Source organism: Planococcus liqunii (assembly GCF_030413595.1).
Lineage (GTDB): Bacteria > Bacillota > Bacilli > Bacillales_A > Planococcaceae > Planococcus > Planococcus liqunii.
Window position 1 is genome coordinate 1 of record NZ_CP129238.1, and the last position, 24,729, is coordinate 24,729.

Annotated in this window: 16 protein-coding genes, 3 rRNA genes and 1 other annotated feature; of the genes, 17 read left to right on the plus strand and 2 right to left on the minus strand. The window is 48.3% G+C overall.

All coding sequences use genetic code 11. The features are described from left to right. Positions 1 to 100: 100 nt before the first annotated feature. The 12 genes from dnaA to QWY22_RS00060 all read left to right on the plus strand — a co-directional run bounded on the left by dnaA (position 101) and on the right by QWY22_RS00060 (position 17,647). The gene (dnaA, locus tag QWY22_RS00005) at positions 101 to 1,447 is read left to right on the plus strand and encodes a chromosomal replication initiator protein DnaA (RefSeq protein WP_300982431.1); all 1,347 of its coding nucleotides are present in this window, start codon (positions 101 to 103) and stop codon (positions 1,445 to 1,447) included. 168 nt (positions 1,448 to 1,615) lie between these two features. Then, positions 1,616 to 2,752 (plus strand): DNA polymerase III subunit beta, encoded by a 1,137-nt coding sequence (dnaN, locus tag QWY22_RS00010; RefSeq protein WP_053166869.1) that lies wholly within the window; start codon positions 1,616 to 1,618, stop codon positions 2,750 to 2,752. A 107-nt stretch (positions 2,753 to 2,859) separates the two neighbouring features. Beyond that, on the plus strand, positions 2,860 to 3,099 hold the full coding sequence (gene yaaA, locus QWY22_RS00015) for a S4 domain-containing protein YaaA (protein ID WP_036810837.1): 240 nt from the start codon (positions 2,860 to 2,862) through the stop codon (positions 3,097 to 3,099). Then, positions 3,089 to 4,201, plus strand: a complete 1,113-nt coding sequence (gene recF, locus QWY22_RS00020; protein WP_300982432.1) for a DNA replication/repair protein RecF — start codon at positions 3,089 to 3,091, stop codon at positions 4,199 to 4,201. Before yaaA ends, recF begins: the two co-directional genes overlap by 11 nt. A 12-nt stretch (positions 4,202 to 4,213) precedes the next feature. Continuing rightward, a complete protein-coding gene (locus QWY22_RS00025; protein ID WP_300982433.1) occupies positions 4,214 to 4,417 on the plus strand; it encodes a hypothetical protein in 204 nt (67 codons plus the stop codon). 54 nt (positions 4,418 to 4,471) lie between these two features. Next, positions 4,472 to 6,394, plus strand: a complete 1,923-nt coding sequence (gene gyrB / locus QWY22_RS00030) for a DNA topoisomerase (ATP-hydrolyzing) subunit B (RefSeq protein WP_220629643.1) — start codon at positions 4,472 to 4,474, stop codon at positions 6,392 to 6,394. Between the two features lie 30 nt (positions 6,395 to 6,424). Continuing rightward, positions 6,425 to 9,004, plus strand: a complete 2,580-nt coding sequence (gyrA, locus tag QWY22_RS00035) for a DNA gyrase subunit A (protein WP_300982434.1) — start codon at positions 6,425 to 6,427, stop codon at positions 9,002 to 9,004. 527 nt (positions 9,005 to 9,531) lie between these two features. Beyond that, positions 9,532 to 11,081 (plus strand): 16S ribosomal RNA (locus tag QWY22_RS00040). 193 nt (positions 11,082 to 11,274) lie between these two features. Then, positions 11,275 to 14,208 (plus strand): 23S ribosomal RNA (locus QWY22_RS00045). Between the two features lie 60 nt (positions 14,209 to 14,268). Beyond that, a 5S ribosomal RNA gene (gene rrf / locus QWY22_RS00050) occupies positions 14,269 to 14,384 on the plus strand. The 16S, 23S and 5S rRNA genes sit together here, the layout of an rRNA operon. 338 nt (positions 14,385 to 14,722) lie before the next feature. Continuing rightward, positions 14,723 to 16,189 (plus strand): IMP dehydrogenase, encoded by a 1,467-nt coding sequence (gene guaB / locus QWY22_RS00055; protein ID WP_300982435.1) that lies wholly within the window; start codon positions 14,723 to 14,725, stop codon positions 16,187 to 16,189. Between the two features lie 111 nt (positions 16,190 to 16,300). Next, positions 16,301 to 17,647: a D-alanyl-D-alanine carboxypeptidase family protein gene (locus QWY22_RS00060; protein WP_436836768.1), complete on the plus strand. Its 1,347-nt coding sequence runs from the start codon at positions 16,301 to 16,303 to the stop codon at positions 17,645 to 17,647. A gap of 15 nt (positions 17,648 to 17,662) precedes the next feature. On the opposite strand, the gene pdxR is transcribed toward QWY22_RS00060, so the two are convergent. Beyond that, positions 17,663 to 19,081 carry a MocR-like pyridoxine biosynthesis transcription factor PdxR gene (pdxR, locus tag QWY22_RS00065; protein ID WP_300982436.1) on the minus strand — a complete coding sequence of 473 codons (1,419 nt, stop codon included), beginning with the start codon at positions 19,079 to 19,081 and terminating at the stop codon, positions 17,663 to 17,665. A 104-nt stretch (positions 19,082 to 19,185) separates the two neighbouring features. Between pdxR and pdxS the strand changes: the two genes are divergently transcribed. The 4 genes from pdxS to QWY22_RS00085 all read left to right on the plus strand — a co-directional run bounded on the left by pdxS (position 19,186) and on the right by QWY22_RS00085 (position 23,223). Then, entirely contained in the window at positions 19,186 to 20,070 is an 885-nt protein-coding gene (gene pdxS, locus QWY22_RS00070) for a pyridoxal 5'-phosphate synthase lyase subunit PdxS (protein WP_300982437.1), read from the plus strand. A 1-nt stretch (position 20,071) separates the two neighbouring features. Further along, entirely contained in the window at positions 20,072 to 20,686 is a 615-nt protein-coding gene (gene pdxT, locus QWY22_RS00075; RefSeq protein WP_300982438.1) for a pyridoxal 5'-phosphate synthase glutaminase subunit PdxT, read from the plus strand. An 11-nt stretch (positions 20,687 to 20,697) separates the two neighbouring features. After that, positions 20,698 to 20,906, plus strand: a binding site (T-box leader). A gap of 70 nt (positions 20,907 to 20,976) precedes the next feature. Continuing rightward, on the plus strand, positions 20,977 to 22,251 hold the full coding sequence (gene serS / locus QWY22_RS00080) for a serine--tRNA ligase (RefSeq protein WP_300982439.1): 1,275 nt from the start codon (positions 20,977 to 20,979) through the stop codon (positions 22,249 to 22,251). 93 nt (positions 22,252 to 22,344) lie between these two features. Next, a complete protein-coding gene (locus QWY22_RS00085) occupies positions 22,345 to 23,223 on the plus strand; it encodes an alpha/beta fold hydrolase (RefSeq protein ID WP_300982440.1) in 879 nt (292 codons plus the stop codon). Here the strand turns inward: QWY22_RS00085 and tadA are convergent. After that, positions 23,218 to 23,709 (minus strand): tRNA adenosine(34) deaminase TadA, encoded by a 492-nt coding sequence (tadA, locus tag QWY22_RS00090; protein WP_036803675.1) that lies wholly within the window; start codon positions 23,707 to 23,709, stop codon positions 23,218 to 23,220. The two genes, QWY22_RS00085 and tadA, sit on opposite strands and share 6 nt — an antisense overlap. Positions 23,710 to 23,852: 143 nt before the next feature. On the opposite strand from tadA, the gene QWY22_RS00095 reads away from it, so the two are divergent. Continuing rightward, on the plus strand, positions 23,853 to 24,716 hold the full coding sequence (locus QWY22_RS00095) for a YitT family protein (protein WP_300982441.1): 864 nt from the start codon (positions 23,853 to 23,855) through the stop codon (positions 24,714 to 24,716). Positions 24,717 to 24,729: the final 13 nt, after the last annotated feature.

Below are 24,729 nucleotides of genomic sequence, written 5' to 3' on the forward strand. Positions count from 1 at the left end.
TGGACAGTTATTCACGGGCTTGTTTATAAAGGTTATCCACAGCCTGTGGTTTTGTGTATGGTATACTTAAAAAATATTTACATATAAAGGAGACGAGCTATTGGAACACTTAGACGAACTTTGGTCGAGTGTCTTAGCCCAAGTTGAAACTAAAATCTCCAAACCAAGTTTTGAAACGTGGTTAAAATCAACAAAACTTTTATCTTATCAGAATGATACAGTGACAATTTCAGCGCCTAATTCATTTGCACGTGACTGGTTGGAAAACCATTACGTGCATTTAATTACTGGGATTCTTTCGGATTCAACAGGTGATGATCTGCTGATAAAATTTGTTGTGCCCAAAGATCAGGATATGGACGATTTTCAACTCCCAGCCCCTCGCGTAAAGCCGGGGCAAAATGAGCATCAGGAATTTTTGCCTGGCATGCTGAATCCCAAGTATACATTCGATACGTTTGTAATTGGATCCGGCAACCGCTTTGCCCATGCTGCATCACTGGCCGTAGCGGAAGCGCCTGCAAAAGCATACAATCCGTTGTTTATTTACGGGGGAGTAGGACTTGGCAAGACACATTTAATGCATGCAATCGGACATTATGTCCTTGAACACAACCCGAATGCCAAAGTGGTTTATTTGTCTTCGGAAAAATTTACGAACGAATTCATCAACTCCATCCGTGACAACCAAACCGTGGATTTCCGCAACAAATACCGCAGTGTCGACATTCTTTTGATTGATGATATTCAATTTTTGGCTGGGAAAGAGCAGACGCAGGAAGAATTTTTCCATACGTTTAATACGCTCCACGAAGAGTCGAAGCAAATTATCATCTCAAGTGACCGGCCGCCAAAAGAAATTCCAACACTGGAAGACCGCTTGCGATCCCGCTTTGAATGGGGATTGATCACTGATATCACACCGCCGGATCTGGAAACCCGGATTGCCATTTTGCGCAAAAAAGCGAAAGCGGACGGCCTTGATATCCCGAATGATGTGATGACGTATATCGCCAACTCCATTGATTCGAATATCCGTGAACTTGAAGGGGCTTTGATCCGCGTAGTTGCTTATTCCTCTTTGATCAACCGCGATATGAGCGCCGAACTTGCAGCAGAAGCGCTAAAAGACATCATGCCGAATTCAAAACCGAAAGTGATTACGATTTTGGATATCCAGCATGCTGTTGGAGACCAATTCAACGTGAAATTAGAAGATTTCAAAACAAAACGCCGTACAAAAGACATTGCATATCCGCGCCAGGTGGCCATGTATCTGTCCAGAGAAATGACGGATTTTTCTTTGCCGAAAATCGGTGAAGAATTCGGTGGGCGTGACCATACAACGGTCATCCATGCGCATGAAAAAATTTCAAAAATGCTGAAAGACAATCAGCAGCTTCAGCAAGATGTCAAAGACATTCGAAGCGCACTCGGCAAACAATGACCTTGTGGATAACCGCATAATTTACGAAGCAGTTTGTGCACAGCTTATCTACATGTGGATAAGCTGCTTTTGTTCAGAAAAACAGGGTTATCCACATATTCACAGCCCCTACTACTATTACTGTTTTAAATTCTTTAAATAAAATATATATATAAGCGAGGTTCGAGAATGAAATTCGAGATAAAACGTGAACGATTAGTCGAAGGTTTAAATGATGTAATGAAAGCAGTAAGTTCAAAAACAACGATTCCGATTTTGACAGGAATTAAAATGGACGTTTCTTCAGAAGGAATGAGATTAACAGGAAGCGATTCAGATATCACAATCCAGACGTTCATCCCGGCAGAAGAAGATGGAGAAGAAATCATCGGCGTATCTCAAGGCGGAAGCATTGTTCTTCAAGCAAAAGTATTCGGAGAAATTATCCGTAAGTTGCCGACCAATGAAGTGGAAATCGAAATTACTGGAAACTTCCAAACGCATATTCGTTCTGGAAAATCTGAATTCCACTTGATCGGCTTGGACGCATTGGATTATCCACAGCTTCCAGACATCCAGGATGACCGCTTGTTCACCATTCCGGCAGATCTGTTAAAAACGATCAACCGCGAAACCGTATTTGCAGTTTCAAGTTCTGAAACACGTCCGGTATTGACTGGCGTACATTGGGAAGTAAAAGATGGGGAATTGGTGTGTGTTGCGACAGACAGCCACCGTTTGGCACGCCGCAAAACAAAATTGGAGACTTTGCCGGAAGGGGAATACAGTGTCGTTATTCCTGGGAAAAGTTTGACCGAACTCAACAAAATTCTGGATGATACTTCAGATCCTGTTGAAATTGTGATGACAAACCAGCAAGTTTTATTTAAATCCAAGCATATTTTGTTCTTTTCACGCCTGCTTGAAGGAAACTACCCGGATACATCCCGTTTGATTCCTTCTGAATACAAAACAGAAGTAACGGTCAACGGACGTTCGCTTCTTCAGGCAATCGACCGCGCTTCTTTGCTGGCCCGCGAAGAACGCAACAACGTTGTGCGTTTTTCTACAAACTCCGGCAATGAAGTAGAAGTTTCTTCTAATTCACCGGAAGTCGGAAAAGTGGAAGAGCAGCTACAAGCTCAAAGCATTGAAGGCGAAGAATTGAAAATTTCATTCAGCGCTAAATTTATGATGGATGCCTTGAAGGCGATTGATGGCCAGGACGTGCTGATTCAATTTACGGGAGCGATGCGCCCGTTCATTTTGAAATCTGCGCTTGACGATTCAATTTTGCAATTGATTCTTCCTGTCCGGACCTATTAAAAACAGAAAACACCCTCTAGGATAGCCGTAAAGGCTATCCTTTTTACTTTTCACCCTAAATAGGGTAAAGTAGAGGGATAGACTACGAATTGAAGGATGAGTGCATTTTGAAAGAAATCGGGATTGAGACAGAATATATTACACTTGGGCAATTGCTGAAAATGACAGATACGATTAGTTCAGGAGGCATGGCAAAGTGGTTTTTAAGTGAGCATGAAGTGTTTGTAAACGGAGAAGCTGAAGACCGGAGAGGCCGCAAGCTGCGCCCCAACGATACGGTAACGATTCCAGAAGTAGGGGAGTTTCGTATTGCAGTAGCTGAAGGCATGAGCTTCGATGTGGATTGACCGCCTCGAGCTCCGCGACTACCGGAATTACGAGACGCTTGACTTGTCTTTTTCTCCTGAAATAAACGTCTTTATCGGTGAAAATGCGCAGGGCAAAACCAATATCATGGAATCCTTGTACGTTTTATCGATGGCAAAATCACATCGAACCACCAATGACAAAGAATTGATACGCTGGAATGCCGATTATGGTAAAATTAAAGGTGATGTCTTCCGTAAATACGGGAAGCTGCCTTTGGAAATCACTTTGTCCAAAAAAGGCAAAAAAGCGAAGGTCAATCATTTGGAACAGCGGCGGCTCAGTGACTACATTGGCCAATTGAATGTCGTAATGTTTGCTCCTGAGGATTTAAATTTAGTCAAAGGGAGTCCGCAAATTCGCCGGCGTTTTATCGATATGGAAATCGGTCAAATATCCCCTGTCTATTTGCATGATCTGTTGACATACCAGAAATTGTTGAAGCAGCGGAATCATATACTTAAGCAAAATTACGGCAAGCAGGCCATCAACGATGTCATGTTCGATGTTTATACAGAACAATTTATCGAAGCTGCAGTAAAAATTATCCAAAAACGCTATCAGTTCATGGAATTATTGCAAAAATGGGCTGAACCTATCCATCACGGCATTTCCCGGGGGCTGGAACAACTGCAAATCTGCTATCAACCGATCAGCGGTTTAAAGCCCGAATGGACGCCGACCGAGATGGCGTCTTTTTTAGAGCAGAAACTTGCTGAAGTTCGTAAACGGGAAATCGAGCGCGGTTTGACGCTTGTCGGCCCTCACCGTGATGAATTGCAGTTTCTGGTGAACGGCTATGATGTCCAGACTTACGGCTCTCAAGGCCAGCAGCGGACCACAGCGCTTTCTTTGAAGCTGGCGGAAATTGAATTGATCAAGCAGGAAGTCGGGGAAGCGCCCGTCCTGCTGCTGGATGATGTGCTGTCAGAGCTGGACGATTACCGGCAGTCCCATTTGCTGAACACCATCCACGGGTCTGTCCAGACCTTTGTTACGACGACTAACGTAGACGGAATTCAGCACGAAACCATTCAAAATGCCCGTCTTTTCGAAGTATCCCAAGGGATGGTTAAGGGGTGACGCGTTATTTACGTGCACATTGGAAAAGAGCAGACAATCCGAATAGCCGAAATTATTGCCGTCACCGCGCATGAGCATCACGTTCCGGCTGCTTTTGTGCGGCTTCTCGTCCCTTTAGAGAAAGTTAAATCATTTATTGTGACCGACGATCTTGTCTATGGTTCGCCTTTGCGGGCGCAGGCCATCTTGAAAAAGATCCGGCAAAACCGGTTGTAAACAAGCCAATGGAAAACAGAATGTTGTAAGAAAGAGCAGGTGAACGCAGTGGCAATGGAAGAAAAAGATCTTCAACCCTCATATGATGCGAATCAGATTCAAGTTTTGGAAGGACTGGAAGCGGTCCGCAAAAGACCCGGAATGTATATCGGTTCAACTGGTTCAAGAGGACTTCACCATTTAGTCTGGGAAATCGTGGATAATAGTATTGATGAAGCATTAGCAGGCTATTGCGACGAAATTCAAGTGACAATTGAACCCGGTGACTGGATTCGCGTAGAAGACAACGGTCGAGGCATTCCGGTTGGCATGCAGGAAAAAATGGGCCGTCCGGCTGTAGAAGTCATCATGACTGTCTTGCACGCAGGCGGTAAATTCGGCGGCGGCGGATATAAAGTATCCGGCGGTTTGCACGGTGTTGGGGCATCGGTTGTTAACGCTTTGTCCGAAGTGACGGAAGTATACGTTAACCGCGATGGCAAACGCCATTACATTAAATTTGAACGCGGAGCGGTTACAGAAGAACTGCATGTGATCGGCGACGCTGAAAATACAGGCACCACGATCCGTTTCAAAGCGGACCCTGAAATCTTTAAAGAAACGACTGTCTATGAATTTGATATTTTAGACCACCGTCTGCGGGAACTTGCTTATTTGAACCGCGGATTAAGAATCGTTGCGCGGGATGAACGCGAAGGCGAACAAAAAGAAAAGGTCTACCATTTCGAAGGCGGGATCAAATCGTACGTTGAACATATGAATAAATCCAAAGATCCTCTTCACGAAGAGGCGATTTTTGTAGAAGCTGAACGAGACGGCATTTCCGTAGAAGTCGCGATGCAATACAATGCCGGCTATGCAGCCAATATTTTTTCATTTGCCAATAATATCAATACGCATGAAGGCGGAACGCACGAATCCGGTTTTAAGACAGCTTTGACGCGCGTTGTGAATGACTACGGCCGCAAAAATGGCATGCTGAAAGAACAAGATGCCAATTTGACAGGCGATGACGTCCGTGAAGGGTTAACTGCCATAATTTCAGTTAAACACCCGGATCCCCAGTTTGAGGGCCAAACCAAAACGAAACTGGGCAATACGGAAGTCAGCACAATCGTCAACAACTTGTTCTCCGCAGGTTTCGATCGATTCCTTTTGGAAAATCCATCGGTTTCTCGCAAAATTGTGGAAAAAGGCATCATGGCTTCGCATGCACGTATGGCAGCTAAAAAAGCACGTGAATTCACACGCCGCAAATCAGTGCTTGAAGTATCAAGCTTGCCTGGTAAACTGGCGGACTGCTCTTCGCGTGATCCGAAAATCAGTGAAATTTACATTGTTGAGGGTGACTCAGCCGGAGGCTCGGCAAAATCAGGCCGTGACCGCCATTTCCAAGCCATTTTGCCGCTGCGCGGGAAAATCTTGAATGTTGAAAAAGCCCGTCTTGATAAAATTCTGACAAACGCCGAAATCCGCAACATTATTACAGCCTTAGGCACAGGCATCGGCGAAGAATTTAATTTGGCGAAAGCGCGTTATCATAAAGTTGTCATCATGACAGATGCGGACGTCGACGGCGCCCACATCCGGACTTTGCTATTGACGTTCTTCTTCCGCTACATGCGGCCATTGCTTGAAGCGGGCTATATTTACATTGCCCAGCCGCCATTGTTCCAAATCAAACAAGGCAAGCACGTTGATTATGTTTATACCGATGCGCAATTGAAAGAAGCACTCGAAAACTTGTCTCCAACACCAAAACCGAATATTCAGCGCTATAAAGGGTTAGGAGAAATGAACGCGGAGCAGTTATGGGATACAACAATGGATCCGGATGTTCGTACCTTGCTGCAAGTGACGCTGACTGATGCGATGGTGGCAGACGAGACTTTCCACATTTTAATGGGAGACGACGTTGAACCACGCCGTAACTTTATCGAAGAAAATGCGAAATACGTTAAAAACCTGGACGTTTAAGTGATGTAGAGTTGAGAGGAGGCTGCGGATATGGCTGAACGGCCTAGCAGTGGTGTTGAAGAAATAAATATAAGCACGGAAATGCGCACATCGTTTTTGGATTATGCGATGAGCGTTATCGTTTCCCGTGCGCTGCCGGATGTGCGTGACGGGCTGAAACCTGTCCATCGCCGCATCCTATATGCAATGCATGATTTAGGAATTACATCTGATAAAGCCTACAAAAAATCAGCACGTATCGTTGGGGATGTTATTGGTAAATACCATCCACACGGCGATAGCGCTGTTTATGAAACGATGGTCCGGATGGCGCAGGATTTCAGTTACCGTTATATGCTCGTTGATGGACACGGGAACTTCGGTTCTGTCGACGGCGATGCCGCAGCTGCGATGCGTTATACAGAATCAAGAATGTCAAAAATTTCCATGGAACTATTGCGTGATTTAAATAAAAACACGATCGATTACCGGGATAACTACGATGGCCAGGAAAAAGAGCCAATTGTTCTGCCGAGCCGATTCCCGAACTTACTGGTAAACGGAACATCTGGGATTGCAGTTGGTATGGCTACCAATATTCCGCCGCATCATTTGGGTGAAACGATTGACGGGGTATTGGCATTAGCTGAAAACCCGGCGATTACGACAGAAGAATTGATGGAATTTATTCCAGGGCCTGATTTCCCGACTGGCGGCATTATTTTAGGACGCAGCGGTATTCGACGCGCTTATGAAACCGGCAGAGGTTCTATCATGATCCGTTCAGTGGTGGATATTGAAACCAAACCGAACGGCAAAGAAGTGATCATCGTCAACGAACTTCCTTATCAAGTAAACAAAGCCCGCTTGATTGAAAAAATTGCGGAGCTTGTGCGCGATAAGCGAATTGACGGCATCACGGATTTACGGGACGAATCTGACCGCAACGGCATGCGCATTGTCATTGAAGTGCGCAGAGATGCAAGTGCCAGCGTCCTACTGAACAATCTATACAAACAGACAGCGATGCAAACAAGTTTCGGGATCAATATGCTGGCACTTGTAGATGGCCATCCGAAAGTTTTGGGCATAAAAGAAGTGCTTTTCCACTACTTAGAGCACCAAAAAGTGGTCATTCGCCGCCGTACGCAATTTGATTTGACGAAAGCGGAAGACCGCGCACATATCCTCGAAGGTTTGCGCATTGCATTGGACCATATTGATGCCATTATCGCGTTGATCCGTGGTTCACAGACAACTGAAGAAGCCCGCAATGGCTTGATGAGCAATTTCAACTTGTCTGAGCGCCAATCACAAGCGATTTTGGATATGCGTCTTCAGCGTTTAACAGGACTGGAACGCGATAAAATTGAAGAAGAATACCAAGGCTTGGTTAAGTTGATCGATGAACTTCGCGAAATTTTGGCGAATGAATACCGGATTCTCGAAATTATCCGTGAAGAATTAACAGAAGTGAAAGAACGTTTCAGCGACGATCGCAGAACGGAAATCACTTCAGGCGGCACGGAAATGTTCGAAGATGAAGATTTAATCCCAAGAGAAGCGTCTGTTTTGACATTGACCCATAACGGTTATATCAAACGGATGCCGGCAAACACATTCCGCAGCCAAAACCGCGGCGGCCGTGGCGTCCAGGGAATGGGCACCAACGAAGATGATTTTGTTGAACATATGCTTTATACCTCTACCCACGATACAATCCTGTTCTTCACGAGCAAAGGGAAAGTGTATCGCAAAAAAGGGTATCAAGTGCCGGAATACGGAAGAACTGCAAAAGGCCTTCCACTGGTCAACTTGCTGGAAATCAGCAAAGACGAAAAAGTAACGGCTGTCATCCGTGTGAAAGAGTTTAAAGAAGACGCATTCTTCTTCTTTACGACACGAGAAGGAATCAGCAAGCGGACACCGGTGTCCAATTACGCCAACATCCGCCAAAACGGGCTGATTGCCATCAGTTTGCGCGAAGAAGATGAATTGATTTCCGTTAAGCTGACCGACGGCAACCAGGAAATCGTCATCGGAACACGCGACGGCGCATTGATCCGTTTCCCTGAAACCGATATCCGCAGCATGGGCCGGACAGCAAGCGGTGTACGTGGTATCCGTTTGCGTGAAGGCGACCAGGTTGTCGGCATGGAAATTCTGGAGAAAGACGATAATATTCTCGTCATCACAGAAAAAGGATACGGCAAACAAACAAAAGAATCCGAATACCGCGTTCAATCCAGAGGCGGTATGGGAATCAAAACTTGCCAAATCACCGACAAGAACGGACCGCTTGTGGCTGTCCGGACAGTCAACGGAACAGAAGACATCATGCTGATCACCATCAATGGCATTTTAATCCGCATGGACGTCAACGATATTTCACAGACTGGCCGAAGCACACAAGGCGTCCGTTTGATCAAGCTCTCTGAAGAAGAAACCGTAGCCACAGTTGCTCGAGTGAAAAAAGATATTGAAATTCCAGAAGGCGCAGAAGAAGCCGAAGAAGATGTTGATTCCACATTGATCGAAGAAAGTGCGGAAGCCGATGTCTATACGGAGGACGAAGTTGTCGCTGACGAAGAGTTAGATAATGTAGAAGAAGAAATAGAAGACGAAGAGTAATATTTTTGAACCCGCTGATTTATTCAGCGGGTTTTTTTATTTGGAGCTAAACGAACGTTCCGTGGATTGAAAGCGAATCGATCAAGCGTTGGCCTGCCAAAAGAGGACGAAGAGAACGAAGCGGAATGCAGTTCTTTCTATATAGAGGAAAAAGAATCGGATAGCAGAAATCTTTTCTGAGCTGGCGGATCAACTTGGTCTATAGCGGCGTGCAAAGTTGGAAATCGGAGATCTAAACAGACTGCAAGAATTCAAAAGTTTCCTGAAAGAAAAAGAATTTATCGAAAGCAGAAGTTTTTTTCGCAAAACTGTTGACGCGAATATTGTGGCATGGTATATTAATCAAGTCGCCAATGAGTGACGCACAAAACATGAACCTTGAAAACTGAACAGCAAAACGTCAACAATAGCAACGGCCGCGCAAAACGGCCCGCGCAAATGTACTGATCAGGCTTCGGCCAGATCAAGCGACTCGTGCGTTCTTCGGAACGGCGAGACGCCAGCAGAATTTGAGCAATCGGTTCTCTATAATGGAGAGTTTGATCCTGGCTCAGGACGAACGCTGGCGGCGTGCCTAATACATGCAAGTCGAGCGGAACACTTGGAGCTTGCTCCAAGCGTTTAGCGGCGGACGGGTGAGTAACACGTGGGCAACCTGCCCTGCAGATCGGGATAACTCCGGGAAACCGGTGCTAATACCGAATAGTTTGACCTCCCTCCTGGGAGGTTACGGAAAGACGGTTTCGGCTGTCACTGCAGGATGGGCCCGCGGCGCATTAGCTAGTTGGTGGGGTAACGGCCCACCAAGGCGACGATGCGTAGCCGACCTGAGAGGGTGATCGGCCACACTGGGACTGAGACACGGCCCAGACTCCTACGGGAGGCAGCAGTAGGGAATCTTCCGCAATGGACGCAAGTCTGACGGAGCAACGCCGCGTGAGTGATGAAGGTTTTCGGATCGTAAAACTCTGTTGCGAGGGAAGAAACCGTGCCAGCTAACTACTGGCACCTTGACGGTACCTCGCCAGAAAGCCACGGCTAACTACGTGCCAGCAGCCGCGGTAATACGTAGGTGGCAAGCGTTGTCCGGAATTATTGGGCGTAAAGCGCGCGCAGGCGGTCCTTTAAGTCTGATGTGAAAGCCCACGGCTCAACCGTGGAGGGTCATTGGAAACTGGGGGACTTGAGTGCAGAAGAGGAAAGTGGAATTCCATGTGTAGCGGTGAAATGCGTAGAGATGTGGAGGAACACCAGTGGCGAAGGCGACTTTCTGGTCTGTAACTGACGCTGAGGCGCGAAAGCGTGGGGAGCAAACAGGATTAGATACCCTGGTAGTCCACGCCGTAAACGATGAGTGCTAAGTGTTAGGGGGTTTCCGCCCCTTAGTGCTGCAGCTAACGCATTAAGCACTCCGCCTGGGGAGTACGGCCGCAAGGCTGAAACTCAAAGGAATTGACGGGGGCCCGCACAAGCGGTGGAGCATGTGGTTTAATTCGAAGCAACGCGAAGAACCTTACCAGGTCTTGACATCCCGCTGACCGCCTTGGAGACAAGGCTTTCCCTTCGGGGACAGCGGTGACAGGTGGTGCATGGTTGTCGTCAGCTCGTGTCGTGAGATGTTGGGTTAAGTCCCGCAACGAGCGCAACCCTTGATCTTAGTTGCCAGCATTCAGTTGGGCACTCTAAGGTGACTGCCGGTGACAAACCGGAGGAAGGTGGGGATGACGTCAAATCATCATGCCCCTTATGACCTGGGCTACACACGTGCTACAATGGACGGTACAAAGGGCTGCCAACCCGCGAGGGGGAGCCAATCCCAGAAAACCGTTCTCAGTTCGGATTGCAGGCTGCAACTCGCCTGCATGAAGCCGGAATCGCTAGTAATCGTGGATCAGCATGCCACGGTGAATACGTTCCCGGGCCTTGTACACACCGCCCGTCACACCACGAGAGTTTGTAACACCCGAAGTCGGTGAGGTAACCCTTGTGGAGCCAGCCGCCGAAGGTGGGACAGATGATTGGGGTGAAGTCGTAACAAGGTAGCCGTATCGGAAGGTGCGGCTGGATCACCTCCTTTCTAAGGATATATTCGGAACGAAACCTGCGGGTTTCGGTTGACGTTTTGCGTTCAGTTTTGAAGGTTCACCTTCGGCGATGCCGAGTTGGAACTTCAACAACTTGTTCTTTGAAAACTGGATATGACGACATTGAAACAACGAAAACAAGCAACACGAGTGATGAGACCGATTTGGTTCGGTCGACTTTCTAATGGTTAAGTTAGAAAGGGCGCACGGTGGATGCCTTGGCACTAGGAGCCGAAGAAGGACGGCACTAACACCGATATGCTCCGGGGAGCTGTAAGTGAGCATTGATCCGGAGATTTCCGAATGGGGGAACCCACCGCCTTTAATGGGGCGGTATCCATGTGTGAATTCATAGCACATGAGAAGGCAGACCCAGGGAACTGAAACATCTAAGTACCTGGAGGAACAGAAAGCAAATGCGATTCCCTGAGTAGCGGCGAGCGAAACGGGATCAGCCCAAACCAAGAGGCTTGCCTCTTGGGGTTGTAGGACACTCAATACGGAGTTACAAAAGAAGCGGTTAGGCGAAGCGACCTGGAACGGTCCGCCACAGTGGGTAACAGCCCCGTAGCCGAAAATCGCTTCCCTCCTGAGTGGATCCTGAGTACGGCGGAACACGTGAAATTCCGTCGGAATCCGGGAGGACCATCTCCCAAGGCTAAATACTACCTAGTGACCGATAGTGAACCAGTACCGTGAGGGAAAGGTGAAAAGCACCCCGGAAGGGGAGTGAAACAGATCCTGAAACCGTGTGCCTACAACTAGTCAAAGCCCGTTTATGGGTGATGGCGTGCCTTTTGTAGAATGAACCGGCGAGTTACGATTGCATGCAAGGTTAAGGTGAGAAGCCGGAGCCGCAGCGAAAGCGAGTCTGAATAGGGCGAATGAGTATGCAGTTGTAGACCCGAAACCAGGTGATCTACCCATGTCCAGGGTGAAGGTAAGGTAACACTTACTGGAGGCCCGAACCCACGCACGTTGAAAAGTGCGGGGATGAGGTGTGGGTAGCGGAGAAATTCCAATCGAACCTGGAGATAGCTGGTTCTCTCCGAAATAGCTTTAGGGCTAGCCTCAAGATTGAGAATCCTGGAGGTAGAGCACTGTTTGGACTAGGGGCCCATCCCGGGTTACCGAATTCAGACAAACTCCGAATGCCAGTGATTTATGCTTGGGAGTCAGACTGCGAGTGATAAGATCCGTAGTCAAGAGGGAAACAGCCCAGACCACCAGCTAAGGTCCCCAAATATCCGTTAAGTGGAAAAGGATGTGGCGTTGCTTAGACAACCAGGATGTTGGCTTAGAAGCAGCCATCATTTAAAGAGTGCGTAATAGCTCACTGGTCGAGTGACACTGCGCCGAAAATGTACCGGGGCTAAACGGATTACCGAAGCTGTGGATGGACATCTCAGATGTCCGTGGTAGGAGAGCGTTCTAAGGGCGTCGAAGCGGGACCGGAAGGATCCGTGGAGCGCTTAGAAGTGAGAATGCCGGTATGAGTAACGAAAGACGGGTGAGAATCCCGTCCACCGAATGCCTAAGGTTTCCTGAGGAAGGCTCGTCCGCTCAGGGTCAGTCGGGACCTAAGTCGAGGCCGATAGGCGTAGACGATGGACAACAGGTTGATATTCCTGTACCACCTCCCCGCCGTTTGAGCAATGGGGGGACGCAGAAGGATAAGGCGAGCGCGCCGTTGGTTGAGCGCGTCCAAGCAGCAAGGTGGGAAACGAGGCAAATCCCGTTTCCGCAAACATTGAACTGTGACGGCAAGGGGCGTATGCCCTGGAGTCCCTGATTTCACACTGCCAAGAAAAGCCTCTAGCGAGGCGGGAGGTGCCCGTACCGCAAACCGACACAGGTAGGCGAGAAGAGAATTCTAAGGTGAGCGAGTGAACTCTCGTTAAGGAACTCGGCAAAATGACCCCGTAACTTCGGGAGAAGGGGTGCTCTGGTAGGGTGTATAGCCCGAGAGAGCCGCAGTGAATAGGCCCAGGCGACTGTTTAGCAAAAACACAGGTCTCTGCAAAACCGTAAGGTGACGTATAGGGGCTGACGCCTGCCCGGTGCTGGAAGGTTAAGGGGAGTGCTTAGCGCAAGCGAAGGTGCGAACTGAAGCCCCAGTAAACGGCGGCCGTAACTATAACGGTCCTAAGGTAGCGAAATTCCTTGTCGGGTAAGTTCCGACCCGCACGAAAGGCGTAACGATCTGGGCACTGTCTCAACGAGAGACTCGGTGAAATTATAGTACCTGTGAAGATGCAGGTTACCCGCGACAGGACGGAAAGACCCCGTGGAGCTTTACTGCAGCCTGATATTGAATTTTGGTGCAACTTGTACAGGATAGGTAGGAGCCAGAGAACCCGGAGCGCCAGCTTCGGGGGAGGCGTCGGTGGGATACTACCCTGGTTGTATTGAAATTCTAACCCACGCCCCTGATCGGGGCGGGAGACAGTGTCAGGCGGGCAGTTTGACTGGGGCGGTCGCCTCCTAAAGAGTAACGGAGGCGCCCAAAGGTTCCCTCAGAATGGTTGGAAATCATTCGCAGAGTGTAAAGGCACAAGGGAGCTTGACTGCGAGACGTACAGGTCGAGCAGGGTCGAAAGACGGGCTTAGTGATCCGGTGGTTCCGCATGGAAGGGCCATCGCTCAACGGATAAAAGCTACCCCGGGGATAACAGGCTTATCTCCCCCAAGAGTCCACATCGACGGGGAGGTTTGGCACCTCGATGTCGGCTCATCGCATCCTGGGGCTGTAGTCGGTCCCAAGGGTTGGGCTGTTCGCCCATTAAAGCGGTACGCGAGCTGGGTTCAGAACGTCGTGAGACAGTTCGGTCCCTATCCGTCGCGGGCGCAGGAAATTTGAGAGGAGCTGTCCTTAGTACGAGAGGACCGGGATGGACACACCGCTGGTGTACCAGTTGTTCCGCCAGGGGCATCGCTGGGTAGCTATGTGTGGCCGGGATAAGTGCTGAAAGCATCTAAGCACGAAGCCCCCCTCAAGATGAGATTTCCCATTGCGCAAGCAAGTAAGATCCCTCAAAGACGATGAGGTAGATAGGTTCGGGGTGGAAGCGCGGCGACGCGTGCAGCTGACGAATACTAATCGATCGAGGACTTAACCAACATAGTTGTTTTCAATGTCGCATATCCAGTTTTGAGGGCGCAAGCACTCAACAAAAAGAGTCCAGTGATGATGGCAAAGAGGCCACACCCGTTCCCATCCCGAACACGGAAGTTAAGCTCTTTTGCGCCGATGGTAGTTGGGGGTTTCCCCCTGTGAGAGTAGGACATTGCTGGGCCAAGAAAAAAAGCCGTTGCCGGTATTTCCGGCGGCGGCTTTTTTGTGTTTTTTTCCGAATATATTCGCAGCAAAAAGAAAACAGTGGTACCGTTTACTGCACAGTTGGACCAATTGTATATTTCTTGAAGATATGCTAAAAGAAATGAAAAGAACGGGCAGTAGAACCGTTAAGACGATCAAACGGCAGCGCTATATGGAATTCTACGGGACTCTTCATCAAAAATCACCTGAACGATAATTCTGAATACTTTTTCTTATTCCGGTTTTCTTGACACTGTTTAGCGGCGCTGATAACCTTACAATAATATTCAAAAGGAAGCAGGAGGCGTATCCATAATGTGGGAGTCGAAATTTGTTAAAGAAGGTTTGACGTTTGATGATGTATTGCTTGTACCAGCACGGTCGGAAGTGCTGCCAAAGGATATCAATTTGTCAGTGGAGTTAACTCCGGCTATCAAATTGAACATTCCTATTATTAGTGCCGGTATGGATACTGTTACCGAAGCGAAAATGGCAATTTCAATGGCTCGCCAAGGCGGATTGGGAATCATCCATAAAAACATGAGCATTGAAGAACAGGCAGAGCAAGTAACGACTGTAAAACGTTCAGAAAATGGCGTTATAACGGATCCTTTTTTCTTAACACCTACGCATCAAGTATTCGATGCTGAACATCTTATGGGGAAATACCGCATCTCAGGTGTTCCAATCGTCAACAATGAAGAAGAGCAAAAATTGGTCGGCATCATTACGAACCGCGATTTGCGCTTTATCCAGGACTATTCATTGAAAATCGATGAAGTCATGACGAAAGAAGAATTGGTTACAGCTTCAGTAGGAACTACACTGGAAGAGGCCGAAAAAATTCTTCAGCAATATAAAATTGAGAAACTCCCAATTGTTGATGATCAAGGGATATTAAAAGGGTTAATTACCATTAAAGACATCGAAAAAGTCATCGAATTCCCGAATGCTGCAAAAGACAGCCACGGACGATTGCTTGCAGGCGCGGCAGTCGGGGTGACTTCAGATACAATGAAGCGAGTGGAGCAATTGGTTAAAGCGGGTGTGGATGTAATCGTTCTTGATACGGCACATGGCCATTCTAAAGGAGTTTTGGATTCCGTTAACCAAATTCGTGCGACATACCCTGAATTGGCGATCATTGCAGGAAATGTAGCCACTGCAGAAGGTACAAAAGCATTGATCGATGCTGGAGCAGACGTTGTCAAAGTAGGAATCGGACCTGGTTCGATTTGTACGACTCGAGTTGTTGCCGGTGTTGGGGTTCCACAAATCACGGCTGTTTACGATTGTGCCACAGAAGCACGCAAACACGGCAAAACAATTATTGCAGACGGCGGCATCAAGTATTCCGGCGATATCATTAAAGCATTGGCAGCCGGCGGGCATGTGGTCATGCTCGGAAGCCTTCTTGCTGGTACGACGGAAAGCCCAGGAGAAACCGAAATCTTCCAGGGGCGCCAATTTAAAAATTACCGCGGTATGGGTTCAATCGCAGCCATGGAAAAAGGATCAAAAGACCGTTATTTCCAGGACGATGCGAAAAAACTGGTACCGGAAGGCATTGAAGGGCGCTTGCCATACAAAGGGCCGCTTGCTGATACGATTCACCAATTGCTTGGCGGCATTCGTGCAGGAATGGGTTATTGTGGCACTCCGGATTTGCAGACTTTGCGTGATGAAGCGCAATTTATCCGCATGACTGGTGCTGGCCTTCGCGAAAGCCATCCACACGATGTCCAAATTACAAAAGAGTCTCCTAACTATTCTATTTCATAAGATTTGCCTAAAGCACTCTTTGCCTCTATCCGTAGATGCAAAGAGTGCTTTTTTCATGTTTTGGTTTAGGGAGGTACAGAATATGATAGAATTATATGGGGAAACTTACAGATGGAGGTATTGAAATACGTGAGAATTGTGTTGAAATTAACGATTATTTTGGCTGTGCTGCTGACTGTTGGTATGCCTCAGCAGGCAAAAGCGGCGGATTCTTTAAATATACTGGCGGATGCTGCCATTTTGGTAGATGCTGATTCTGGAAAAATATTATATGCACAAAACGCAGACGCTACGTTAGGCATTGCAAGTATGACAAAAATGATGACCGAGTATTTATTGTTTGAAGCGATTGAAGACGGCCGTGTATCGTGGGACCAAGAATACACGGTTACGGATTATGCTTATGAGATTTCACAGGATATGCGCTTGAGCAATGTGCCTTTGAGAAAAGGAGAAGCTTATACGATTCAGGAGTTGTATGAAGCGATGGCGATTTATTCCGCGAATGCAGCGACAATCGGCATTGCTGAGACAATCGCTGGGACGGAAGAGGAATTCGTCCGCCTGATGAATGAAAAAGCAGAAGAGCTGGGATTGGCCGGGGCAAAATTGGTCAATTCAACGGGATTGAGCAACTCCTTATTGATGGGGATGCATCCGAAAAGCACAGGTGCAAATGATGAAAACGTCATGTCCGCAAAAGCCGTTGCCAAATTGACAAAGGCGCTGCTGGACAAATATCCGGAAGTGTTGGAAACCACAAAAATTCCGAATAAAATGTTCCGTCCGGGTACAGCAGATGCGATTAATATGTTGAACTGGAATTCAATGCTTCCAGGACTGGCTTTTGAATACGAAGGCGTGGACGGCTTGAAAACCGGCAGCACGGATTTTGCCGGACACAGCTTTGCCGGTACGGCCAAGCGTGATGGCACTCGGTTGATTGCCGTGGTCATGAAAGCGGTTGATGAAAAGGGTGTAGGTTCTTACAAAGCCCGCTTTGACCAGACACGGGTTCTATTCGACTTCGGCTTTGGCCAGTTCACGAAAGAAGAAATCATTCCCGGGGGTTATCAGATCAAAGGGCAAGAAACTTTGCCGGTAACTAAAGGGGAAGAAAAAGCTGTATCGATCGCCGTGAAAGAACCGATTACGATGATGATTCAGACAAGCGACAAAGAAAAGTATCAACCGGAATTGGTCCTGGATGAGTCTGTCGTGGACGAAGGCAAGATTGAAGCAGGAATCGGCAAAGGAGAAGTAGTCGGTACCGTTAACGTTGTTAAAATAGAAGGAGAAGACTACGGCTATTTAGATGGCACGAAAAGCGATGCTGAAGTTGTGACAACAGAAAAAGTGGCACGGGCCAATTGGTTCTCGCTGTCTATCCAAGCTGTAGGCAATTTCGTCTCCAATATGTGGTCAGGCGCCCTTGATTTTGTAAAAGGATTATTTTAAAGAAAAGCAGTTCATCTATTCAGATGAGCTGCTTTTTTGTGCGGCAATTTCCCAGCACGCCATTAAATGCACAATTCCTGATTCAATTTCTTGTTCGGTTAACCCGCCAAACCCCAAAACGATTTTCGGAGGCGAGACCGTTTTTCCTTCGACGTCGTAAGATCCCAGGCCAAATACCCGGATTCCGGCGCCTTTAGCGCGTTCAATAAGCTCATTTTCCGTTAAAGCAGTCTGGATGGTCAGCACAATGTGCATGCCGGCTTGCTGGCCGGAAACCGAGACCTGAGGTGCAAATACATGTAGAACGGCTGTTAAGTGTTCAAGTTTTTTCTTGTACAGTTTGCGCATCCGGTTTAAATGGCGTGAAAAATGCCCTTCTTTCATAAACGCGCTGACAAGCTGCTGGTCAATTCTTGGCACAGATGATGAATAATGAAGGAAAGTCTGGCGGTAAGCACGCATCAGCCTTTTCGGCAAAACCATATAGGCAATTCGCAAAGAAGGCATAAGCGACTTGGAGAACGTACTGATGTAAATAACCCGTCCGCTGACATCCATGCTCTGGAGTGCCGGGATTGGCCGGCTTGTGTAGCGGAATTCGCTGTCGTAATCGTCTTCAATGATGTAGCGTTCCGGCTTGGCTGCTGCCCAGTTTAGGAGTTGAGCCCGTTTGGTGGCACTGAGCACAGCACCTGTCGGAAATTGATGGGAAGGTGTGACATAAGCAATATCCACTTCCGACGCTTCAAGTTCCCCGACATTGATGCCATCCGTTTCGATGCTGATGGGCACAGCCTTTCGGTCATGGTGGGCAAAAATAGTGTGCGTCAGTGCATATCCCGGATTTTCAAAGCCGAAGACAATGGTTTTATCAAGCAAGCGAATCAACAAAGGCATCAACTGTTCCGTTCCGGAGCCGATAATGATTTGATCAGCTTCGCATACCACGCCCCGTGACTGGAACAAGTAGCGGGAAATTTCCTGGCGCAGGGTTTCATCGCCTTGCGGATGCCCACTCAACAGCAACCCGTGGTTGGATTCATCGAGAAGGTCTTTGGACAGCTTGCGCCACGTTGAAAAAGGAAAAGAACGGGAATCGATGGCTGCCGGATTAAAATCATAGCGGTATTCTAGACGTTCCGGCGCCAAGGGTTTCTCTTGCGGCACATCCAAATAAGCCACTTCTTCCACCGGCTGCGCGTAAAACCCTTTGCGGGCCCTCGATTCAATAAACCCTTCTGCAACCAGCTGGCCATAAGCCAATTCAACCGTGGTCTGGCTGATATCCAGAAACTCCGCCAATTTTCGTTTACTGGGCAGTTTGGTATCGACGGAGATTTTGCCGTCAATAATGGCTTGTTTAATTTCCCGGTAAAGCTGTTTGTATAAAGGCGTTGAAATGCTTCGCTGCAGCTGGAACATTAGCATATCCATGATGTCTCCCCCCCCAACTGACCTTATGAATTAATGGGAATCTGAGTATTTCTATATGGTCAATCTCTATTATACTGACAATATTAAGAAAAGGGGGAATTTTAATGAGTAAACACGGAACGGATCGAGTCAAACGCGGAATGGCGGAAATGCAAAAAGGCGGAGTCATCATGGATGTGGTGAATGCAGAACAGGCGCGCATTGCAGAAGCGGCGGGCGCAACAGCGGTTATGGCGCTTGAACGCGTGCCTTCGGATATTCGAAGAGACGGCGACGTAGCGCGTATGGCAGACCCGCGCATTACAGAAGAAGTGATGAAAGCTGTATCCATTCCGGTAATGGCCAAAGCGCGGATTGGCCATATTGTGGAAGCGCGTGTGTTGGAAGCGATGGGTGTGGATTACATAGATGAAAGTGAAGTGCTGACACCGGCGGACGAGGAATTCCACTTATTAAAAGATGCCTATACGGTGCCATTTGTCTGCGGCTGCCGCAATTTAGGCGAAGCGGCGCGCCGTATCGGTGAAGGGGCTTCGATGCTCCGGACAAAAGGGGAACCGGGCACCGGCAATATCGTCGAAGCGGTCCGGCACTTGCGCCAAGTGAATGCGGAAGTGCGAAAAGTCGTTACGCTCAGCGATGATGAATTGATGACCGAAGCACGCAACTTAGGCGCTTCGTATGAATTCCTGAAAGAAGTGAAGCGCCTTGGCCGCTTGCCGGTCGTCAACTTTGCAGCGGGCGGTGTGGCAACGCCTGCAGATGCGGCCTTGATGATGGAACTGGGAGCAGATGGCGTATTCGTCGGGTCCGGCATCTTCAAATCGGAACATCCGGAACGGTTCGCGCGTGCCATTGTGGAAGCGACGACGCATTACCAGGATTATAAATTGATTGCTGAACTGTCAAAAGACCTCGGCATCGCCATGAAAGGCATTGAAATTTCCACAATTGCGGCGGGTGAACGCATGCAGGAACGGGGCTGGTAAGATGAAACGAGTCGGTGTTCTGGCGTTGCAGGGAGCGGTAAGAGAACATGTGCAGTCGATTGAAGCGTGCGGCGCAAAAGCAGTGCTGGTCAAATGGTCAAGCGACTTGGAAGATTTGGATGCCATAATTTTGCCGGGCGGGGAAAGCACCACGATGCGCCGATTGATTGACCGCTATGGCCTGCTTGGGCCGTTACGCGCCTTTGCAGAGAGCGGCAAGCCGATGTTTGGCACCTGTGCGGGGCTAATTCTTTTGGCAAAGGAAATCGCCGGTTATCCCGAACCGCATCTTGGCGTAATGGACATTGCAGTGGAACGCAATTCATTCGGCCGCCAAGCCGACAGCTTTGAAATTCCGCTATCCGTTAAAGGGATGGAAGAGCCGTTTGAAGCGGTCTTTATCCGAGCGCCGCATATTGTCAGTGTTGGTCCGGGGGTTGAGGTATTGGGCGAGCACGGCGGAAAAATCGTCATGGCAAGAAGCAGCCAGTTTCTCGGCTGTTCGTTTCATCCCGAATTGACCGATGACCACCGCATTACGGCTTATTTTTTGAGCATGATTCCCTCTGAAACTGGCATTTCCTTGCCAAAAGGCTCCGTTTATAGTAAAGTATGATTAATTTAAAAGTAGAAACATTGATGGGGAATAGTAATGCGTTGTTTTTCCAAAGAGAGCCGGTGGTTGGTGCGAACCGGTGAAAAGCACGTGTGAATCCACTCCTGAGTTGCATGGCGACATAAGCCATTGCCGGTTTAAAGGCCGTTATGTAATGAAGAGGATCGGGCTTTTTAGCCGATCAATCAGGGTGGCAACGCGGGTAGCTCTCGTCCCTTTACCAGGGGATGAGGGCTATTTTTGTTGCCTTTTTTCTATTGATCACTATTTTATTTTGAGGAGGAACCGGTATGTTAGACATTAAACACGTACGTGCCAATTTTGAAGAAGTAAAAACGAAGCTTGCGAAACGCGGCGAAGATATTTCCGTGCTGGACGATTTTGAAGCGGTGGATGCCAAACGCCGTGAATTGATTGCACAAACCGAGAAATTGAAGGCTGAACGCAACGAAGCGTCTCAAAATATCGCGATGATGAAGCGCAATAAAGAAAATGCAGATGAAGCCATTGCCAAAATGCGCGAAGTCGGCGAACAGATCAAAGCGATTGACGATGAATTGCGCGAAGTGGAAGAGCGCTTGAATTACATCATGATGCGTGTACCGAACATTCCGCATGACAGCGTGCCGGTCGGCGAGTCTGAAGACGACAACGTTGAAATCCGGACATGGGGAGAAAAGCCGGAATTCACGTTTGAAGCCAAACCGCATTGGGATCTTGGCACAGACTTAAACATCATCGATTTTGAACGGGCAGCAAAAGTAACGGGCAGCCGTTTCGTTTTCTACCGTGGCCTTGGAGCTCGTCTGGAACGGGCGCTTATCAACTTCATGATGGACTTGCACCAGGAAGAGCATGGCTACCAGGAAATCCTGCCGCCTTACATGGTCAACCGCGAAAGCTTGACGGGCACAGGCCAATTGCCGAAATTTGAAGAAGATGCATTCCTGATCGAGAAAGAAGATTATTTCCTGATCCCGACTTCTGAAGTGCCGGTGACAAATTTCTACCGGGATGAAATCCTGTCAGCGGATATGCTTCCGCAGGCATTCGCTTCTTACAGCGCGAATTTCCGCTCTGAAGCGGGTTCTGCGGGCCGGGACACACGCGGGCTAATCCGACAGCACCAATTCAATAAAGTCGAGCTGGTGCGCTTTGTAAAGCCGGAAGATTCATATGATGAACTGGAGAAATTGACCGGCCATGCCGAGAAAGTGCTGCAGCTACTGGGGCTTCCTTACCGCGTCCTGAAAATGTGCACAGCAGACCTTGGCTTTACCGCTGCGAAGAAATACGATATCGAAGTGTGGATTCCGAGCCAGGACATGTACCGTGAAATTTCTTCTTGCAGTAATTTTGAAGATTTCCAGGCACGTCGCGCCAACATCAAATTCCGCCGCGAAGCGAACGGCAAACCGGAATTTGTCCATACCTTAAACGGCAGCGGACTGGCGATCGGCCGGACAGTGGCCGCTTTACTGGAAAACTGCCAGCAGGAAGACGGCACCATCGTCATCCCTGAAGTATTGCGTCCGTATATGGGCGGCAAAGACTTGATTAAATAAACGGATAGACCCAAGAGCTTATGGCTCTTGGGTTTTTATTTTTCCATGGAAACGGGTAAAGACAGGTAAATAGCAAGGAGAGGTGTTGGTGGAATGGAAAATCTATCGTTTCAGTACATTCAAACGAACGGCATCACGTTGCATACGGCAGTTGCGGGACCGGAAGACGGGCCGCTGGTTGTTTTGCTGCACGGCTTCCCGGAATTCTGGTTCGGCTGGAAAAAACAGATTGCACCGCTCACTGAACTCGGCTACCGCGTTGCCGTGCCGGACCAGCGGGGTTACAATCTGAGCGATAAGCCGCAGGACATCAGCAGTTATACCTTGGATTTGCTGCGGGATGATATTGTCGGGTTGATCGGCCATTTCGGCAAAACGAACGCCACCATTATTGGACACGACTGGGGAGGAGCGGTGGCTTGGCATTTGGCAGCGACAAAGCCTGAATACGTGGAAAAACTGATTGCGGTCAATATCCCGCATCCAAAAGCGATGCCAAGGGTCATGAAGCGCAATCCGCTACAATGGGCGAGGAGTTCGTATATCGCCTTTTTCCAATTGCCGGATCTGCCGGAAAAAATGCTGGCGGCGGATTATTTCAAGACGATGGTCGGGAGTTTGGTATCGACAAGCAATCCGGATACATTTTCTGACGAGGAACTCGCCGCTTACCGGGAAGCATGGGACCAGCCCGGTGCACTGACGGCGATGCTGAACTGGTACCGGGCGATCCGCCGCGGCAATGTCCTGCAAGTGCCGGCACAGAAAATCGGATTGCCGGTGCGGATTATTTGGGGCGTGGGTGATCAGTTCCTGTCAACGGAACTGGCGAAGGAAAGCCTGGACTTTTGCGAGGACGGGGAATTGGTGTTTGTCGGGGAAGCGACACACTGGGTCCATCACGAGCAGGTGCATATTCTCAATATGCTCATCAAGCAGTTTTTAAACGAAGAAAAAGCGGCAGCCCTATAGGAGCTCCCGCTTTTTCTTTTTTTTGTTTTCCCGTAGCGTCCGGAAAAACTGGGTCAGCAAACCGCCGCATTCTTCGGCCATGACATTTTCGGTGACTTCGCATTGATGGTTAAAGCGTTCATCGTTCAGCAGCCGGTATAAGGAATCCACACTGCCGGCCTTGATATCACGTGCCCCGTAAACGACACGTGGAATGCGCGATTGCAGAATTGCGCCGGCGCACATTGGACAAGGCTCTAACGTAACGTAAAGGCTTGTGTTTTCCAGCCGCCAATTGCTGATGGTCTGGCAGGCTTCCTGGATGGCCAGCAGTTCCGCATGGGTCACCGCATTTTGGGTGGTTTCCCGCAGGTTGTGGGCCCGTGCAATCACGTGCCCGTCCTGCACGATGACGGCGCCAATCGGCACTTCTCCCTTGGCGGCGGCTTTTTCGGCTTCTTCGATTGCGAGGCCCATATAATAATGGTCTAATTCAATTCCGTTCATTGTTCATCGCTCCCTACACCCCAGTTTATCATTTTTTTATAAGTATGCTAAAGGAATTAGGAGTCTATCAAGACAAATGGAGGAGAAAAGCGTAAAATAAAAAGGAGAAAAAAATCCAGTGTTTGATTTTTGGGAGAGATTTGATGGTCAAAGAACATAAAAAAGAGACATTTAAGCATTTAGTTATGCGTTTTTTGCTGATTTTACTGGGCGCCACGATGGCTGCCGTTTCCATTGAACTTTTTTTAGTGCCCAATTCGATTATTGACGGCGGCATTATCGGCATTTCGCTGATTTTAGATTATCTGACTCCGATTCCATTTGGTATTTTGATGGTCGTGGTCAACTTGCCTTTTCTTTTCTTCGGGTACAAGCATATCGGGAAGAACTTTTTTATCTCGTCCATTTTCGCTATTGTAGCACTGGCCATCATTGAATTTCCATTGCATCCGATTCCAGGTGTGGTCGATGATCCGTTGCTTGCCACGGTATTCGGCGGCCTGATTCTTGGTGCCGGAGTGGGCCTCGTGATTCGAAACGGCGGAGCGCTGGACGGCACGGAAATCCTGGGCATTTTACTAACGCGCAAATTGCCTTTTTCAGTTGGTGAATTTGTAATGTTCGTCAATATCTTTATCTTTTTATGGGCCGGATTTGTTCTCGGTTGGGAACATGCGATGTATTCCATTTTAACTTATTATATTGCTTCCAAAACGATTGATATCGTTATCCAAGGACTGGATGATACGAAAGCGGTCATTATTGTGTCCGATGAATTCATCGAATTGGGTGCTGCCATCAATTCCCGGCTTGGCCGAAGCGTCACCAAGCTGCACGGCAAAGGCGGCTACGAAGAATCTGCCAAAGATGTCATTTATGTAGTGGTGACGAGATTAGAAATTTCCAAACTGAAACACATTGTAGCCGACATTGATCCGAAAGCGTTTGTCACTATTATGGATACCCAGGAAGTGCACGGAGGAACTTTTAAAGCAGCCATCCATTAAGTTGGAGAGCTGC

Excerpts from the sequence above, each read along its gene's own strand:
- dnaN (WP_053166869.1), top strand. The coding sequence starts at position 1,616 with ATGAAATTCGAGATAAAACGTGAACGATTAGTCGAAGGTTTAAATGAT.
- recF (WP_300982432.1), top strand. The coding sequence starts at position 3,089 with ATGTGGATTGACCGCCTCGAGCTCCGCGACTACCGGAATTACGAGACG.
- gyrB (WP_220629643.1), top strand. The coding sequence starts at position 4,472 with ATGGAAGAAAAAGATCTTCAACCCTCATATGATGCGAATCAGATTCAA.
- gyrA (WP_300982434.1), top strand. The coding sequence starts at position 6,425 with ATGGCTGAACGGCCTAGCAGTGGTGTTGAAGAAATAAATATAAGCACG.
- guaB (WP_300982435.1), top strand. The coding sequence starts at position 14,723 with ATGTGGGAGTCGAAATTTGTTAAAGAAGGTTTGACGTTTGATGATGTA.
- QWY22_RS00060 (WP_436836768.1), top strand. The coding sequence starts at position 16,301 with ATGGAGGTATTGAAATACGTGAGAATTGTGTTGAAATTAACGATTATT.
- pdxR (WP_300982436.1), bottom strand. The coding sequence starts at position 19,081 with ATGGATATGCTAATGTTCCAGCTGCAGCGAAGCATTTCAACGCCTTTA.
- pdxS (WP_300982437.1), top strand. The coding sequence starts at position 19,186 with ATGAGTAAACACGGAACGGATCGAGTCAAACGCGGAATGGCGGAAATG.
- pdxT (WP_300982438.1), top strand. The coding sequence starts at position 20,072 with ATGAAACGAGTCGGTGTTCTGGCGTTGCAGGGAGCGGTAAGAGAACAT.
- serS (WP_300982439.1), top strand. The coding sequence starts at position 20,977 with ATGTTAGACATTAAACACGTACGTGCCAATTTTGAAGAAGTAAAAACG.
- QWY22_RS00085 (WP_300982440.1), top strand. The coding sequence starts at position 22,345 with ATGGAAAATCTATCGTTTCAGTACATTCAAACGAACGGCATCACGTTG.
- tadA (WP_036803675.1), bottom strand. The coding sequence starts at position 23,709 with ATGAACGGAATTGAATTAGACCATTATTATATGGGCCTCGCAATCGAA.
- QWY22_RS00095 (WP_300982441.1), top strand. The coding sequence starts at position 23,853 with ATGGTCAAAGAACATAAAAAAGAGACATTTAAGCATTTAGTTATGCGT.